This window comes from Agarivorans sp. QJM3NY_33, assembly GCF_050870865.2.
Taxonomy (GTDB): domain Bacteria; phylum Pseudomonadota; class Gammaproteobacteria; order Enterobacterales; family Celerinatantimonadaceae; genus Agarivorans.
Window position 1 is genome coordinate 4664738 of record NZ_CP194039.2, and the last position, 16818, is coordinate 4681555.

Consider the following 16818-nt stretch of genomic DNA (forward strand, 5'->3'; position numbering starts at 1 on the left):
GCATTTCAGCACTAGGTTACCTTGGTTGCGGCGGGTATTGAGCTAACATTAAGGTAATCTGTTCCGCAATAAATTTTGCGCGACTCTCTGGTCCCATCGTCTCTTTTAACTGGCTTTGAGAAATAGAGCGCCAAACGATGGTTTGATTCTGTTGGTCTAGCAGCTCCACAACTAATTTGCCATATTTACGCTCTTTATAACGGTCGGGAGAACTCATCCCAATTGCGCTATGCCGACTGCCAAAACCAACCGAAAAGCTACCACCAAGAGCTTCTAGTTCACTAGCCGAATCAACGCGATAGTCAACCAATAAGTCAGCCTGTTCTGCTGCAACCATTTGCAAGCCCTTTTGCTCCAATTGAGCCGCTAACTCAGCTTTGATGCGCTGTTCGTCGAGACTTTGCACCGCATCATCTGCACCAGCAACAAATGCGTAATGATGATATTGCGAAAAGTCTTGACCCACTTGGTAATCAGTTGCAGGCTGAATCGTACAAGCCACCGAAAGCAAAGTGAATAAGGCAATACTGAAGACTCGATACATGGCGGAACTCCTGCTGCAAGCAGCATTAAAAACATTTCCCTAAATCTACCATAATTTAAGATAAATAGATCTCTGCAAGTGGCCTTTGCTGTTTAGATTTATTTCGCGACTCAGTAGACTAAACCGCTGCGAGTAGGATGTTTTACTAACCAGGCTCATCAGGCTGCTCAACAAGTCGTCAGTGCTTACCCAGAGCGAATCGCTTTGCTATAATCGCCACGTAATTTTAGTAATGGTTTATTATGTCTCAATTTGAACAACGCTTTGGTGGGATCGCCCGCCTTTATGGCCGCCGCGCGCTCAGTAAATTTCAGCACTCTCACGTCTGTGTTATCGGCATCGGCGGAGTCGGTTCATGGGCCGCGGAAGCATTGGCAAGAAGTGGGATCGGAAAAATTACCCTGATCGATTTAGACGACATTTGCACCACCAATACCAACCGCCAAGTACATGCAACTCGCGCGACCGTTGGCCAGTCAAAAACAGCGGTCATGTGCGAACGTATTCAACAGATTAATCCCGAGTGTATTTGTCAGGAAATCGAAGACTTCGTCACCCGAGATAACCTATACCAATACCTAACCCAAGACTTCGATTATGTGATTGATGCCATCGACAGCGTCAAAGCAAAAGCGGCGCTAATCGCTTATTGTAAGCGTAATAAAATCAAACTAATTAGCGTCGGCGGTGCAGGTGGACAGATAGACCCCACTCAAATAACCATAAGCGATTTGGCAAAAACGATTCAAGATCCTCTCGCGGCCAAGGTGCGTAATGAGCTGCGTCGTTTTTACAACTTCAGTAAAAATACAAAACGTAAATTCGGCATCGATTGTGTCTATTCTACCGAACAGCTGATTTACCCCAGTGATGACGGAGGCACCTGTATGGCCAAACCCGATAGTACTGGCAGTATGCGCATGGATTGTAGCAGTGGTTTTGGGGCGGTGACGCATGTAACGGCAAGCTTTGGCTTCGCCGCTGTCTCACGTGTACTAAAAAAACTCGCCGAACAAGCAAACGCGGCTTGAACATGTTTAGCGCGTAGTGACATTGTGGCGCAGAACAAACAACCAGCACCCAATACAACTCTCCCCCAGAATGGTACTAAGCTTATACACCCGATGTTTTAGGCTCACTTTAAAATCACCTTTCTATGCTGAGCATCGCCCAACATCGTTAGTATCGGCATCAACAATACAGCCTTGGATCTCAAATAGACTGTCAGATTGGTAGCATAATACGAAGCTCTCGACGCCATGAACAACTGACACAAAAAAGCCCAGCAGTGCTGGGCTTTTATCCATTGTTCACATCAACGATGAGAGCTTAATCCGCAACAGTTTCCCCTTGCAGATGTTCCACGCTTGGGATTTGCTTATGATTTGCACCTAAGTAAGAGTAAATCACAGGCAATACAAACAAGGTGAATACCGTACCGATGGACAAGCCAGCACAAATCACCATCCCAATATCAAAACGAGCCGCTGCGCCCGGACCCACCGCCAATAACAAGGGGATGAGGCCAGCCACCATCGAAATGGTCGTCATCAAAATTGCCCGTAGACGAATTCGAGCAGCATGACGAATCGCGGTAATTTTATCTTCACCGCGCAATATTTGCCGTTCTTTGGCGACTTCACACATCAAAATACCGTGCTTAGTAATCAAACCTACCAGAGTAATCATACCAATTTGAGTATAGATATTCAGCGTCGCCAAGCCCCAGCCCATCATCAACAAGGCACCACAAATCGCCAAAGGTACCGAGACCATGATCACCAAAGGATCACGGAGACTCTCAAACTGAGCCGCCAAAACCAGGAAGATGATCGCCAAAGCTAAACCAAAGGTGGCAAACAGCGCCGAACCTTCTTGTTTAAACTGACGGGATTCACCTTTATAGTTAAAGCTATAGCCCTTAGGCAATAATTCGGCTGATTTCTGCTCTAGAAAATTAAGAGCATCCCCCATGGTTTGACCCGGCATTAACGCCGCATTCAGTGTCACCGAGTTGGTCTGATTCATTTGCAACAAGGCTTCCGGTTGGCCTTTGAGCTTCCAATCAATCAAATTCACTAATGGAACCAAACTGCTATCAACAGTTTTCACATAAAACTGACCAATCGCTTCTGGGCTAAGGCGGTCTTCACGTTTCACCTGTGGGATCACCTCATAAGAGCGACCATCAAAGTTAATGTGATTGACATAACCATCCCCCATCAAAGTGCCTAAGGTACTGGCAATATCGGCCATTTTCACCCCATAAGCACCAGCTTTATCTCGGTTCACCTGAATATCTAAAGTCCCAGTTTCGAACTTAGTATCTAGGTCACTAAACACAAAGAAACCACTCTGCATCGCCGCTTGCTGTAATTCCTGCGCAAGGCTAACTAAGCTACGATAGTCGCCAGTTCCCTGCAATACAAACTGCACTGGGAAACCGCCACTAGAGCCCGGTAATACCGGTAGCGGGAATGAAGCGACCGATACTCCGGCAATATCCGCGGTTTTTGCTTGAATCGTTTTCACCAAGGTATCTTGATCCATAGTACGGTCGTCCCATACCACGGTTCGTAAGAATCCTAAACCCTGGGTAGAGCTCGGGATCCCCGCTAAGGTGAACGAACCAGCAATATCATCTAACTTCAAGGCCCGACGACCAATCTCAGTGGTGTATTGATCAACGTAATCAAGGTTTGCCCCGGCTGGTCCAGTTGCCATAATCATCGCCGCACCTTTATCTTCGGCAGGCGCCAATTCGGTAGGGATAATTTTTAGCAAAGGATACAAAGACCCCATCACGATCAACGCAAAGATGACCACCACAGGGCGACGAGCCAGTACCGCGCCCACCATGCGATCGTAACCACTGTCTAAGCGATTCAAGAAACGATGAACACCGGCTTCAAAACGCCCAGGATGAGGGTTATGTTTTAGCAATACCGAACACATCACTGGCGATAGGGTTAAGGCAACAAAGCCCGACACCACCACCGCACCAGCAAGAGTTAAGGCAAATTCGGCAAATAACACCCCAGTTAAACCTTCGACCATGGCAATCGGTGAGTAAACAGCGGCCAGAGTAATGGTCATCGAGATCACTGGAAGGGCAATTTCTCGAGTCCCCACGATCGCCGCATCGAAGGGTTTCATTCCCAGTCGAATGTGCCGATCGACGTTCTCCACCACCACAATTGCGTCATCCACCACCAAACCAATTGCCAGTACCATGGCCAATAGGGTTAATAAGTTAAGCGAAAAACCAAGCGCTTGCATCGCTAAACAGACACCAACCAAAGACAGTGGGATGGCAATCACCGGGATCAATACCGCACGGAAATTCCCCATAAATAGGAAAATAACCACTACGACAATCACCGTTGCCTCGACAATGGTATGTAATACTTCATCGATCGAAGACTCGATATATTCGGTCGAGTCATAGAGTACTTCCATCTTCATGCTATCGGGAAGATTAACCTGAATATTGGGTAGCATCTCGTTAATCAGTGTTGCCACGGTAAGTGGATTTGCGGTTGGCGTCGGATCGATGGCGACCACCACCGCGGTGGTTGCATCGGCTTTGGCACGAACCGTTTCCCGGGCAGAATCAAGCTCTAACTCAGCCACATCGCCTAAACGCACAATCCCCGAAGCACTACGCGAAACAATCAACTGTTGGAACTCTTCACGCGTCTTCAGATCAGTATCCGCTTCAACGTTATATACTTTGAAGCGACTCTTGGCCTGACCAGGCGCCGATCTAAAGTTATTATTTTGCAATGCACTCACAACTTCCGCGGCAGTCAGTTTGTGATTCGCCAGTTTCACCGGATCTAACCACACCCGCATCGACAACTGAGGACCATAAACATTGGCCTTGGCAACACCGGTCACCGTCACCATTTGCGGCTGTACGTTTCGATTCACGTAATCCACCAGCTGAGCTGATTTTAAATCCTCACTGCTAAAGGAAATATACATAATCGAGGTACTAGAACCCGTAGAACGGGCAATATTTGGATCTAAAGCTTCACTCGGTAACTGCGCACGAACCGCGTTAACTTTAGCCATCACCTCAGATAAAGCTGCATCGGGATCGGCACCAGTTTTCATATACGCAGTGATCGTACTGCTACCCATCGCCGATTTAGACTCTAAGAAATCGAGGTTATCGGCTTCCGCAATCGACTGTTGTAAAGGTTGGGTAATAAAACCCTGAATCACTTCTGCTGGCGCACCATAATATGAGGTGGTAACAGTAATCACCGTATTGGTTAACTCTGGGTACTCACGAATTTGCAGCTTAAATATGGATTGCATACCCACAATTAATAGCAACAAACTCAAAGACAGAGCCAATACGGGTCGCCGAATAAAAATATCGGTAAATTTCATGACCTAAGCTCCTAGTCTTTTGGCAAAGTTTGATCGCGCTGAACGAAGTTGTCTTCGACAAGTTTCACCCGAGCACCGTTACGCAAACGAACCTGTCCAGACACCACAACCTGCTCATCCGCTTTAATACCCGAGGTCACCACCGCAACATCGCCACGACGCTCACCGATGGTAACCGTACGTTGTTTAGCAACTAAGATCTCGCTGCCATCCTCTGCGGTTTGTGGTTCAATCACATAAATAGACTCACCATACAAGGAGAAGGTAATTGCTTGCTGCGGAACCACCACTTGATTGGCTTGTACCGGTTGCCAAATACGAACGCTGGCATACATACCGGAACGCAGTAAGGCTTCATCGTTAGGTAAGGTCGCCTGCACTTGAATCACCCCACTTTGCGAATCAACCGTAGGTTCGATTGTGGTAATTTTTCCTTTAAACCACTGTTCAGGGTAAGCGTCGGTATTCAGCTCAACTTCAGTCCCCACATCAATCAGCGAAATCTCTTTTTGTGGGACAATAAAGCGTAACAACATGCGATTCAGGTTTTCTAAGCGCGCGATGTCATTCCCTGGCTGCAAATACTCACCAAGGTTGATTTGGCGGATCCCCATCACCCCATCAAAGGGAGCGCGAATTTCACGAAGCTCAATGGTCGCTTTTAAAGATGCTATCTCACTCACCAAAGCTAAATAAGTCGCTTCCGAGTCATCGAACTGGGTTTGCGACACCGAACCTTTGGTTAACAACGTTTTATTACGCTCCATTTGTCGCTTAATCGCAGGTAATTTCGCTTCGGCACTAGCTAAGTTAGCTCTTTCTACATCCGCCTCTAAGCTCACCAAGCGTTGGCCCGATTTCACGGTATCACCCGATGAAAAATGAATGTCAGTCACCAAGCCCGATACCGAACTAGAAATATTAACGCCCTGATAAGGTTCAATAAAACCGATCGATTCAATTGCTGGATGCCAATCTTGCGCCTTAGCTGAAGCCACCTCAACAGGCAATTCAGGTATCGGTCTATTCGCCATAAATTGAGCAATCATTTTTTGTTTAAACAAGTAAAAACCAAACACACTACCAAACAGTACCACTGCGATAAGTAGCATGATCGCCATCCATTTCTTCATTTCCCAACTCCAGTCACTAAGGATGTAAAATAATAGCGTCCCAGCTAGCTAATTGAGCAGCATCCATATCTTGCTCACTAAATTGCACTTGCCGAAGCATCATAAAACGACAGATTTCATTAATTTGACCAAAGGCCAAAGCGTATAACAACTCTCCAGGTAAAGGTTTAAAGTAGCCTTGTTCGACACCTGAACTTAAAAAATGTTTCACCGGCTGAAACAAGTCTTCAACCAATTGTTGATGACGATGACCCCTGGGTAAGGTCTCTAAGTGAACCCATAAACGATGTATCGTTGGATTCAGCTTATGATAATTTAGCGCATTTCGCCAAAGACGACGATGCTGACCCAGCAAGTCAGACTCATCTTCAACCCCCGCAACAAAAGCCTCGGCATACAAACGTAAGTTACGTTCATGCAGTTCAGCCATCAGGGTTTCTTTATTTTTGAAGTATAAATAAATCGTTCCGGTAGCCACCCCCGCCTGCTTTGCCACGCGATGGATAGAACAAGCGTCAACCCCAGAGCGACTAATTAAGACGCCAGCTGCGCTCAAAATACGCACACGTTTATCACTAGTCATAAAATGAACACTGATTCATAAAGTCGAAAAGTATAAAACAATGAACAATTTAATCAATGAATATGTGTTCAGTTCACAGTTTTTTCGTTCTCAATTCTAAAAACCACACGAACAGCAGCATAGATTGCCTTACGTCAATCAGCTAAAATAGTCGGCCAATTATTGAAGGACCTCCTTGTGAAGTTAAACCCCGCTCAATCAAAAGCTGTCAGTTATGTCTCGGGCCCCTGTTTAGTATTAGCTGGCGCAGGTAGCGGAAAAACACGAGTCATTACCAACAAAATTGCCCATTTAATTCAAAACTGTGGCTATAAGCCGAAACACATTGCAGCGGTGACATTCACCAATAAAGCGGCGAGAGAGATGAAGGAGCGAGTGGGGCAGACCCTAGGGCGCAAAGAAAGCCGCGGCTTACGAGTGTCGACTTTTCATACCTTAGGTTTAGATATTATTCGTCGTGAATATAAAAGTTTAAAACTAAAACCCAACTTCTCGCTATTTGATGACCAAGACCAAATGTCTTTACTCAAAGAGTTAACGGAACAACAGCTAGAAGGCGATAAAGATTTACTTAAACAACTGATTACCAGCATTTCCAACTGGAAAAATGACCTCATTTTGCCCACTCAGGCGCTACGCCACGCGCAAGGTGAACAACAGCAATTATTTGCCAGTCTATATGAAACTTACCAACGCCAACTCACCGCTTATAATGCCTTGGATTTTGATGACTTAATTTTAATGCCAACTCTGCTACTCACCCACGATTCAGCAGTTCGCCAACGTTGGCAAGACAGCATTCAATACCTACTGGTAGATGAGTACCAAGATACCAATACCAGCCAGTATCAACTGGTCAAGCTACTCGCCGGCAGCCGGGCTTGTTTTACCGTGGTTGGAGATGATGACCAAAGCATTTATTCTTGGCGCGGTGCACAACCGAAAAACTTGATGCAACTGCAAACCGACTTCCCGGCATTACAGGTCATCAAGTTAGAGCAAAACTATCGTTCAACTCAGCGGATCCTAAAATGTGCCAATATTCTGATCGAAAATAACGAACATATATTTGATAAAACCTTATTCTCCGAACTCGATTATGGTGAAGCGGTCAAAATATTGTTCGCCAAGAACGAAGAGCAAGAAGCTGAGCGTGTGGTCGCCGAATTAATCGGCCATCGCTTTATGAATGGTGCCAGCCATAAAGACTACGCTATTCTCTATCGAGGCAATCACCAGTCACGCTTATTAGAAAAGGTTCTGATGAACAACCGCGTGCCCTACAAAATTAGTGGTGGCACGTCATTTTTCTCTCGCGCCGAAATCAAAGATATCATGGCCTACCTACGTGTTTTAGTAAATCAGGAGGATGACAATGCCTTGCTGCGAGTGATTAATACCCCCCGCCGTGAAATTGGCCCAAGCACCTTGGAAAAAGTAGGCAGCTTTGCCAACCAGCAACAAATCAGTTTGTTTGCTGCAGCCAAACATTCTGAAATGGAAAGCATTTTACCCACCCGAGCACTCAAATCTGTCGGCCAGTTCAGCCACTGGTTACTCAGCCTCGCACAGCGGGTAGAACAGGGAGATGCACTGCAAGCGGTGCGTGATTTAATCCGTGATATTCACTACGAAGACTTCCTTTACGAAACCAGTCCCAGCCCTAAAGCCGCAGAAATGCGGATGAAAAACGTGTCTGAGCTGTTTCGCTGGGTGAGCGGAATGTTAGAAGGAGATGACGACAACGAGGCGATGAACCTGCCGCAAGTTGTGAATCGCCTAATGTTACGAGACATGATGGAACGAGGCGAAGACGATGAAGAAAGTGATCAAGTGCAATTGATGACCTTACATGCCTCAAAAGGTTTGGAATTTCCTTATGTTTACTTAATCGGAATGGAAGAAGGTCTGCTCCCCCACCAAAGCAGTATCGATGAGGAAAATGTTGATGAAGAGCGGCGCCTAGCTTATGTGGGGATCACTCGAGCGCAACGAGAACTCACCTTTACCTTAACCAAAGAACGCCGTCAGTTTGGTGAATTAATTAAGCCTGAGCCAAGCCGCTTTCTCTATGAATTACCTCAAAACGATCTCATTTGGGAACAAAGACGCCAAAAAGAAAGTGTAGAGCAACGCCAAGAAAAAGGCTCAATTGGTATTGCGGCACTTCGTGCAGCGCTCAACAAAGATAAATAAATCTTTATTTTTTAATCAATTAAAGGTCACTTATTGGACAAACCTCAAGCCTAAATTAGGTCGTAGATGTGATCCCAAGCGAATAATTTCCGCTGCTAGTGGAAGTTCTGTGACCGAAAAGGTTTTCATCTCTAAATTTTACCTTACTTGCTTCTGCGATCGGCATAGACTCAGCAAATTAGGATCAATGGATGTGAGGTCAATACGATGAACCCACTCGTGAAGCAACGCCAACAGACGCAGTTAAACTTTCAGCAGGGTGAAGCAAACATTATTGTTGGGCAAGCAGAGGCCTGCCCATTGCCCGTCGAAGAGTTAGCAAGCTTAAGGCTTGATTCCCCCTATGTCGTCGAAACCTTTGAAGACGGCTTAACCGCCATTGTGCTCCACTTGTATATTCATGGCCGTCACTACAATCTAAAGCGGAAGCGAGCGCAGGCTTTAGTGCATAATGTGGATGGTGAAACTTCATTTTTAAATGAAGTGCAACGCCGCCGAGACATCCAAGCCTTAAAAGATTCCCCCCGAACCGCTAAAGCTTTTGCACCTCTGGTAAGTACGCTCTACGCAAATTATCGGCTGGGATTCATTTTATCACCGTGGATCGACGGTAAACCTCTCGCCAGTTTTAGCCGGGAGATATTCCGTCAGATATTTGCCACGCTGTTCGCTCTGGAGCAAGCAGGTCTGATGGAATGGGATCTATGCCCAGGGAATATTTTATACGATGGCCGTAATATTCACTTATTCGATTTTGGCTATATGTATGCTTATAACCCCCTCGAACACTACAATAGTGACGGTCTCGCCTCACCCGCTTTTCATGCGGCAGAACGTCTAGAAACCCGTAACGTATTCGGTTACTTATTGCGTTATCAGGATGTGATGAGCCCAGCCGATCAACTGGCGCTATTTCGTGAATTGAAGGAAACCGCTCTCGACAGCTATACCCAAAAGCTCATTTGGCTAAAGCAAAACTACGCACAACCGCTTATTATTCAATGGCAAACTGAAATTATCGAGCGCTGGGAATATGCCTTAGATAACGAACGCTCCTTAAAAAACTTATTTATTAGCGAAAGTTTTCGCTCGCATTGTCTTGATATTGCCGATGACATTCACGGTAAGAGCTGCACGACAATGACCTTAAAGCGGATCGACAAAGTCATTACCATGTTAGCGACGGTGTTTCTGCAACTAGAAAACAACGGTGCCTTACTATTCGATAATGCCACACTCAGCCAAATCGAATTGATCAAAAAATATCAAGCTTATCGGCATTTAGCGAAGCAGTACCAACAGTCATAGCAGATCCAATGAAATGCTCAGCGCTCTGCTGGTTTACTGTTAGTTTTTTGCAAATTTGCAAATGTTGATTAAAAGCAGCCATAAACCCAGGATGCTCTGCCAACCAAGTGTGACTGATATACACACCGATCGGTATGTATTTCATTAATTGGCTATATAACTTCTGACGAATATGCTGATCTGATAGCTCTTGCTGATATACATCTTCTGGCGCTAATACCGAATCGATACGCCCACGCTCTAACATTTCAAACAAAATATGGTAGTTATAACGTGATTTAATATGAGGAAACTGCTGATCTAACAACCAGCGGTGCATCGCCGAACCATGCAATACACCCACCGTTAATTGTCTTATTTGAGCATCATTCATCGTTGGCAAGTGTTCATTGAGACCATATAACATCCGTCTGGCATAGGCAACGGGCTGACTAAACGCCGCCACCGCACTCCTTGCCGAAGTTTCACTTGCGATAAAAAACATGTCCATCAGTCCTAGCTCCAGCTGCTGTTCAGCGCGAGACACTGGACGAACAGTCACCGAATAAGGTTGATTGAGAGAATTTAAAGTGCAATAAACCAAATCGACAGATGAACCACTAAGCCGTTGGTCTTCCAACACAGTGTAAGGGGGCAATACATGGGTGACCACCCGTAATTCATCAGCCAACAAGCAAGGGGTTAGATTCAAAAGAATAAGACTGAGCCATAACCGCAGCCAAACATAAAATTGCAAACAGCCTCCAATCTAAATCCAACAGGTCGTGGTTAAACTATAGCCAAGTCCCAGCAAACAACTAAATCTTGGCAGTCAAGTTATCTTTTCTAGCTGTCTACCCGTCGTTTAATACACAAGCGACAATTGGAGCAATTCGCTGCAGATTTTCTACAGCGAAGTCCACAATGAAAGATAGCCAGCAACTGACCCTTTGTATTGAATGCGTGACTCAATTAACAATTCGCTAAAATTTGCTGACGAGTTAATAGATAAGTGACTATTTTTAATACATAAATTATTATTGCAGGCCATCATTGCATGAAGAAAGTGACTGAAACTGAGTTGATCCGAGCCGCTAACCGTCGAGATATTTTGCGGACACTTCGCCAACATCAGGAACTAGCAAGAGTTGATATAGGTTCTTACAGTAAGCTAAGTCCAGCGACCATCACCGCCATTACTGCCGAATTACTTCAACAAGGTTTACTCAGCGAACAAAGAAGCGAATTAGATCCATCCGCAAGCCGGGGTCGCCCCAAAGTTAAACTAAAAATTGTAAGTGATGCTGCTTTTTATATTGGTCTTAAGCTATCCATCAATGAAGTCCGACTATTCCTCGGTGACGCAACTGGAAAAATTGTTGGGCAAACAAAGTTGAATCCAGCCACTCTAGAATTCAATCAAATACAACTTCTTAACTGGTTGCATGATGTGGTTGAAGACTTCATTCAACAACAAGGTCTCGACCGCAGTAAGATCCGTGGACTCGGCATTGCTCAGCAAGGCGTCGTAAGAAGTGATGCTCGGGGAATTTTATGGAGCCCAGCGGTATGTGGTGAACATCCACAACTACTCGATCAACTCGAACAACGCTTGGAACTCCCTGTTTTTATGGCAAATGACGCCTATTGCTTAGCCGTTGCCATCAAGAATCAAGAGCAATACCGAGCAACAGATAACTTAGTTGCTATTCAACTCGGCTACGGGGTTGGCATGGGACTAATTGTGAACAATCCAAGCTATCAACCATCGATGATCGCTTCAACGGAATTTGGCCACACCAAATTCAGTCTCAATGGGCCACAATGCCGTTGCGGTAAACGCGGCTGTATCGAGGCTTACCTAGGCGATTACGCCATCTATCGAGATGCTTGCGCTATCTATAAATTACCACAAGATGATTTACTCCATCCTAGCGAACAACAAATGCAGCATTTAAATCAGTTAGCCAGCAATCCCAATGAGCCCATGACCCAAATATTTAATCAAGCAGGCATGGTGTTAGGTCTAGGCTTAGCCAATATCATGGCGCTATTTAACCCACAGAAAATTGTTATCTCTGGCCCTGGGATCAGAGCATTTAGCCACATGCAAAGCGCCATGAATAACACTTTAGAAGCCAGTGTATTGCCTTATCATCATGTTGAAAACGTGGTTGAAACTTGCAATTGGAATGAAGACTTATCGGGGCTAGGGATCATTGCCATCATTCAGCAACACACCGACTAATCCCACTCACCGAGCAAGCCATAAGAGGAAGCCCTGCTTCCTCCTAGTTTCTGGTTTAAGTCTTAGCAAAAATCCACTGACTCGCGTAATGGCCAAACAACATGCTGGCAATAAACCAATAAATCATCATATCTCCACGTAACAGACCCGCGACAGCAGGACCCGGACAGATACCAACCATGCCCCAGCCAATACCAAATAACACGGAGCCTACAACCAGACGCCCAGTAATCGCTTGTTTAACCGATACACAGCGATACTCATCGCCATTTATAGCCAGCCGGCGAGGCTTGATAATTAAATGGTAAAAAGGAATGAAGACCAGCAAAGCACCGCCAATCACAAAGGCTAAACTCGGATCCCAAGCGCCAAATATATCTAAAAAATTAAGCACCTTATTCGGATCAACCATTTGCGATATATTCATCCCCAGACCAAATAATAAACCGGTGACTAAACCCACGATAACTTTATACATGGACGAGTCCAAAATGGGCATTCAAGCCCACCACCAACACCGCAGTGAACATAAATATCGATGTGGCTAAAATAGACCGAGTGGAAAATCGGCCAATCCCACAGATCCCATGGCCACTTGTACAGCCATTAGCCAATTGTGTCCCCACGCCCACCGCCAAGCCAGCGATAATGGTCCAAGCCAAGGAATAATTAGGCAACATCGGTAAACTCACCCCCAATGGCTGGGTAATCAATACGCTGACTGCCATCGCTGCAATGAAAGCAACCCGCCATGGCCATTCACTCTTAGCCGCGCCAAAAATGCCACCTAATACACTGCTAATCCCTGCAGTTCTACCCGTCAACAGTAATAACAAAGACGCAGACAGGCCCAATAACATGCCCCCCAACAGGGCGCTCCAAGGGGTAAAGTGACTCATAAATAACTCCAAGAAAAAAATAGAAAATGATGGCTGTAGGTGGGCTGTTAAAAATTAACCGCAGAAATTTTGTCGTAAACTACTAAGTAACTGCTTAATCCGAGGATCGGCTAAAGAGTAATAAACATTTTGAGACTCTTTACGCACCGACACCAACTGACTTTCTCTTAATACCTTTAAATGTTGAGAAAACGCAGACTGACTATTTTGACTATATTGGCGTAGTTCTGTCACCCCCATTTCACCATCACTAAGCAAACAAAGTACGACTAGGCGATCGGGATGAGCAATAGTTTTAAGCAACTCACTGACTAATAAAACATTGTTACGTAGCGCCAATACATCTTGCATAGTTCCCCCTATCAACATGGCGAAATTATACAAAACCACCTTATTTAGTCAAATCTAATTTAGAATATTTTAATTTAGACCATTGCGAATTAGATAAAGCTAATATAAAGTTACTACAGTTTTTCAGGAGGTCGATTATGTCTTTAGAAAATGTGGTTCGGATTTTTGCTGGCAGTATGGTGTTGTGCTCACTGCTATTAACTTACTGGGTTCATCCTAACTTTGTTTGGTTTACCGTATTCATCGGAGTGAACCTAATCCAAAGTGCAGTGACTGGCTTTTGCCCAGCGGCAATGGTGTTTAAACGTCTAGGTTTTAAATAAACGGCGTTTGATATTTATCAATTTAGTCTTGAGTTTCAAGAGCGGTATTTGCCGATACCGCTATAGTTTAATTTTTGGAGAGAGTTATGCGTAAGATTGTTATTGTGGGGGGAGTTGCAGGCGGCGCTTCAGCTGCAGCGAGGGCGCGGCGTTTAAGTGAAAGCGCTGAAATTATTATGTTGGAACGCGGCCCCTATATTTCTTTTGCAAACTGTGGCCTGCCCTATCATATTGGTGGCGACATCGAACAACGTGATGCGCTGTTATTGCAAACTCCCGCAAGCTTTAAAGCCCGCTTCAATGTTGATGTCAGAGTGATGCATGAAGTACTGAGCATTGACCGAGAACACAAAACGGTAACGATCCGCGACTTACTGACTCAGCAAGATTATCAAGAAAGTTACGATGCTCTGGTGCTTAGTCCAGGAGCCGCACCAATTGTCCCCCCATTACCCGGTATTGATAATCAGCGCACCTTTTCACTGCGCAATATTCCTGATATGGACAAAATCATCGCCAGTATCGATATCAATCAACCCAAACATGCCACCGTAGTTGGCGGTGGCTTTATTGGCATCGAAATGGCTGAAGCATTGGTGCAACGTGGAATCAATACCAGCCTGATTGAACTCTCTTCTCAGATCATGGCACCGGTCGACCCAGAAATGGCCAGCCCACTTCACCAAGAGCTACGCCATCACGGTGTTGATTTACATTTAGGCGTCGCCTTAGAAGCGGTATTCCCGCCCGCTGCGGAACAAAAAGAAGAGCTGGCAAACCTCAATTCCGACGCGCTTTCTTTGCGCCTCAGCAATGGTGAGATGCTCGAAACAGAACTCCTCATCATGGCTATCGGGGTAAAACCAGAAACGAGCTTAGCCAAGCTTGCAGGGCTTGAGTTAGGAAAACTCGGCGGGATTCAAGTGAATAGCCAACTACAAACTTCCGACCCATCTATTTATGCGGTGGGGGATGCCATAGAAGACCCTGAATTTGTTACCGGAGATGCCGCATTAATCCCACTTGCGGGGCCAGCGAATCGTCAAGGACGAATGGTTGCAAATAACATCTTTGGTGCCAACGAGCACTACCAACGCAGCCAGGGTACGGCTATCTGTAAAGTCTTCGATTTAGCCGTAGCTTCCACTGGCTTAAATGAAAAAAACTTGCAAGCTAAGGGGCTTGAGTATCAAAAAGTATACCTGCACGCAGCAAGCCACGCCGGCTATTATCCGGGCGCTCAGCCAATAAATTTAAAACTATTATTTCATCCTCAAAGTGGCTTGATCTATGGCGCACAAGCGATAGGTAAAGAGGGAGTCGACAAGCGAATTGATATCCTTGCGGTCGCCCAGCGAGCCGGTATGACCGTCTTCGACTTACAACACCTTGAGCTAACTTATGCGCCACCTTTTGGCAGCGCGAAGGATATCATTAACCAAGCAGGCTTTGTCGCAGCGAATAGTATTGAAGGGCATACCCACCTGTGTCATAGCGCTGAAATCAATCAAGCCTCCGAGCAACAACTTATCTTAGACGTGCGCAATCCCAACGAATTAGAGCAACTCGGTAGGATCCCCGGAGCAATCAACATTCCAGTGGATCAACTTCGTGAACGCATTGATGAGCTCCCTAAAGACAAGGAAATACTCATTTATTGCATGGTTGGTTTACGTGGCAACGTTGCCTATCGCCAGTTAGCCAATCTTGGTTTTAAGGCCAAAAATCTTACCGGAGGCTATAAAACTTGGCTCGCAGAGCAAGCTTGTCTTTAGCAGACTAGGACTACGGCGCTAGTACTAGCGCCTTTTTACAAGGGAGATGTCAGATGCAAAGCTTAGCCACTGTTTTTTTCACTGGACTGCTAACGTTTGCAGCCAACACGGTTGATGCCGCCCCTGCAGACCTAGAAACGGTTACGGTCAGCTCGGCAATGACCCCCATTCATGTTGAACTCGACGCGGTCATCGAAGCTGTCGATGCGGCAACCTTAGCTGCACAGACCTCGGGGCGAGTATTAAGCCTTTATTATGATGTGAATGATTTTGTCGAGAAAGACGCCATCATTCTCGAAATCACCAGCACTCAGCAATCAGCCGCCTACGCCGCGGCAAACGCCCAACTCAGCAGTGCCATTGCGCAAAACAACGAAGCGCAACGCCAATGGTTACGCCTGCAAAAGCTCTATCCCCAAGGCGCGGTCTCTAAGGGTCAACTGGATCTGGCCGAAACAGAGGCAAAGGCAGCAACCAGTGCAGTAAAAGCCGCCAAGGCCGCCCTAGTACAAGCAAAAGAAACGCTTGATTACACCATTGTTAAAGCACCTTTCTCTGGCGTTGTAACCGAACGCCATGTGCAATTGGGTGAGACCATTTCACAAGGCCAAGCACTTTATTCTGGCTACTCACTCGAACATATGCGTGCGGTAGCCAATGTGCCACAGCGTTATTTAGATGTGATTAATAATCAAACTTTGTTCTCGCTGATTATCGATGGCCAAAATCCGATACAGTCCAAGGACTTTATTCTGTTTAGCCACGCCGATCAACAATCTCACACTTTCAAGATCCGGCTTAATCTGCCCACTGAACGCGCCAACATTTATCCCGGTAGCTGGGCGAAGTTGAGTTTTAGTTACGGCTGGCGAGAGCAAATCTGGATCCCTCAGTCTGCGGTATTACAGCTCAATGAACTCAGTGCGGTCTATTTAAAAACTGCCAAGGGCTTTAGCCTGAACCAAGTTCGCCTTGGAGAACGCAAACAACAACAGGTACAAGTGCTTTCTGGCTTACAAGAAAATGACCAAATCGCACTATCGGCTTACCAAGCGATGTTAGATGGGGAGCAGTAGTC

At 45.8% G+C, this 16818-nt stretch carries 15 protein-coding genes; 7 read left to right on the forward strand and 8 right to left on the reverse strand.

All coding sequences use genetic code 11. From position 1 onward, the window contains the following. Window positions 1–16 precede the first annotated feature (16 nt). Complete coding sequence (locus ACRRSY_RS21130) at window positions 17–544, reverse strand: DUF4136 domain-containing protein (RefSeq protein ID WP_432463972.1); 528 nt, start codon at window positions 542–544, stop codon at window positions 17–19. 242 nt (window positions 545–786) lie between these two features. On the opposite strand from ACRRSY_RS21130, the gene tcdA reads away from it, so the two are divergent. Then, on the forward strand, window positions 787–1575 hold the full coding sequence (gene tcdA, locus ACRRSY_RS21135; protein ID WP_432455599.1) for a tRNA cyclic N6-threonylcarbamoyladenosine(37) synthase TcdA: 789 nt from the start codon (window positions 787–789) through the stop codon (window positions 1573–1575). A gap of 298 nt (window positions 1576–1873) precedes the next feature. Here the strand turns inward: tcdA and ACRRSY_RS21140 are convergent, their stop codons facing one another. The 3 genes from ACRRSY_RS21140 to ACRRSY_RS21150 are packed head-to-tail and all read right to left on the reverse strand — an operon-like array spanning window position 1874 to window position 6661. Beyond that, complete coding sequence (locus tag ACRRSY_RS21140; RefSeq protein ID WP_432455598.1) at window positions 1874–4945, reverse strand: efflux RND transporter permease subunit; 3072 nt, start codon at window positions 4943–4945, stop codon at window positions 1874–1876. Window positions 4946–4956: 11 nt separating this feature from the next. Further along, window positions 4957–6078, reverse strand: a complete 1122-nt coding sequence (locus ACRRSY_RS21145) for an efflux RND transporter periplasmic adaptor subunit (protein WP_432455597.1) — start codon at window positions 6076–6078, stop codon at window positions 4957–4959. Window positions 6079–6094: 16 nt separating this feature from the next. After that, window positions 6095–6661: a TetR/AcrR family transcriptional regulator gene (locus ACRRSY_RS21150; protein ID WP_432460361.1), complete on the reverse strand. Its 567-nt coding sequence runs from the start codon at window positions 6659–6661 to the stop codon at window positions 6095–6097. Window positions 6662–6838: 177 nt separating this feature from the next. Here ACRRSY_RS21150 and rep point away from each other — a divergent pair, with 177 nt between their 5' ends. Next, on the forward strand, window positions 6839–8857 hold the full coding sequence (gene rep, locus ACRRSY_RS21155) for a DNA helicase Rep (protein ID WP_432460362.1): 2019 nt from the start codon (window positions 6839–6841) through the stop codon (window positions 8855–8857). Window positions 8858–9064: 207 nt separating this feature from the next. Then, complete coding sequence (locus tag ACRRSY_RS21160) at window positions 9065–10165, forward strand: phosphotransferase (RefSeq protein ID WP_432455594.1); 1101 nt, start codon at window positions 9065–9067, stop codon at window positions 10163–10165. On the opposite strand, the gene ACRRSY_RS21165 is transcribed toward ACRRSY_RS21160, so the two are convergent. After that, entirely contained in the window at window positions 10113–10901 is a 789-nt protein-coding gene (locus tag ACRRSY_RS21165) for a substrate-binding periplasmic protein (protein ID WP_432460363.1), read from the reverse strand. The genes ACRRSY_RS21160 and ACRRSY_RS21165 overlap by 53 nt on opposite strands. A 300-nt stretch (window positions 10902–11201) precedes the next feature. Here ACRRSY_RS21165 and ACRRSY_RS21170 point away from each other — a divergent pair, with 300 nt between their 5' ends. Next, on the forward strand, window positions 11202–12392 hold the full coding sequence (locus ACRRSY_RS21170) for an ROK family protein (protein WP_432460364.1): 1191 nt from the start codon (window positions 11202–11204) through the stop codon (window positions 12390–12392). Window positions 12393–12447: 55 nt separating this feature from the next. Here the strand turns inward: ACRRSY_RS21170 and ACRRSY_RS21175 are convergent, their stop codons facing one another. Genes ACRRSY_RS21175 through ACRRSY_RS21185 form a run of 3 tightly spaced genes read right to left on the reverse strand, consistent with a single transcriptional unit; the run spans window position 12448 to window position 13642 of the window. Continuing rightward, on the reverse strand, window positions 12448–12870 hold the full coding sequence (locus ACRRSY_RS21175) for a DUF6691 family protein (protein WP_432455591.1): 423 nt from the start codon (window positions 12868–12870) through the stop codon (window positions 12448–12450). Beyond that, window positions 12863–13291 carry a YeeE/YedE family protein gene (locus ACRRSY_RS21180; protein ID WP_432463973.1) on the reverse strand — a complete coding sequence of 143 codons (429 nt, stop codon included), beginning with the start codon at window positions 13289–13291 and terminating at the stop codon, window positions 12863–12865. The genes ACRRSY_RS21175 and ACRRSY_RS21180 overlap by 8 nt, the downstream gene beginning before the upstream one ends. A gap of 54 nt (window positions 13292–13345) precedes the next feature. Then, the gene (locus ACRRSY_RS21185) at window positions 13346–13642 is read right to left on the reverse strand and encodes an ArsR/SmtB family transcription factor (RefSeq protein WP_432455589.1); all 297 of its coding nucleotides are present in this window, start codon (window positions 13640–13642) and stop codon (window positions 13346–13348) included. Between the two features lie 137 nt (window positions 13643–13779). Between ACRRSY_RS21185 and ACRRSY_RS21190 the strand changes: the two genes are divergently transcribed. The 3 genes from ACRRSY_RS21190 (at window position 13780) to ACRRSY_RS21200 (ending at window position 16816) form a co-directional block, all read left to right on the forward strand. After that, a complete protein-coding gene (locus tag ACRRSY_RS21190) occupies window positions 13780–13965 on the forward strand; it encodes a YgaP family membrane protein (protein WP_432455588.1) in 186 nt (61 codons plus the stop codon). An 86-nt stretch (window positions 13966–14051) separates the two neighbouring features. After that, window positions 14052–15740, forward strand: coding sequence for an FAD-dependent oxidoreductase (locus ACRRSY_RS21195; RefSeq protein ID WP_432463974.1), 1689 nt, complete (start codon window positions 14052–14054; stop codon window positions 15738–15740). 53 nt (window positions 15741–15793) lie between these two features. Then, the gene (locus tag ACRRSY_RS21200; RefSeq protein WP_432463975.1) at window positions 15794–16816 is read left to right on the forward strand and encodes an efflux RND transporter periplasmic adaptor subunit; all 1023 of its coding nucleotides are present in this window, start codon (window positions 15794–15796) and stop codon (window positions 16814–16816) included. Window positions 16817–16818 lie beyond the last annotated feature (2 nt).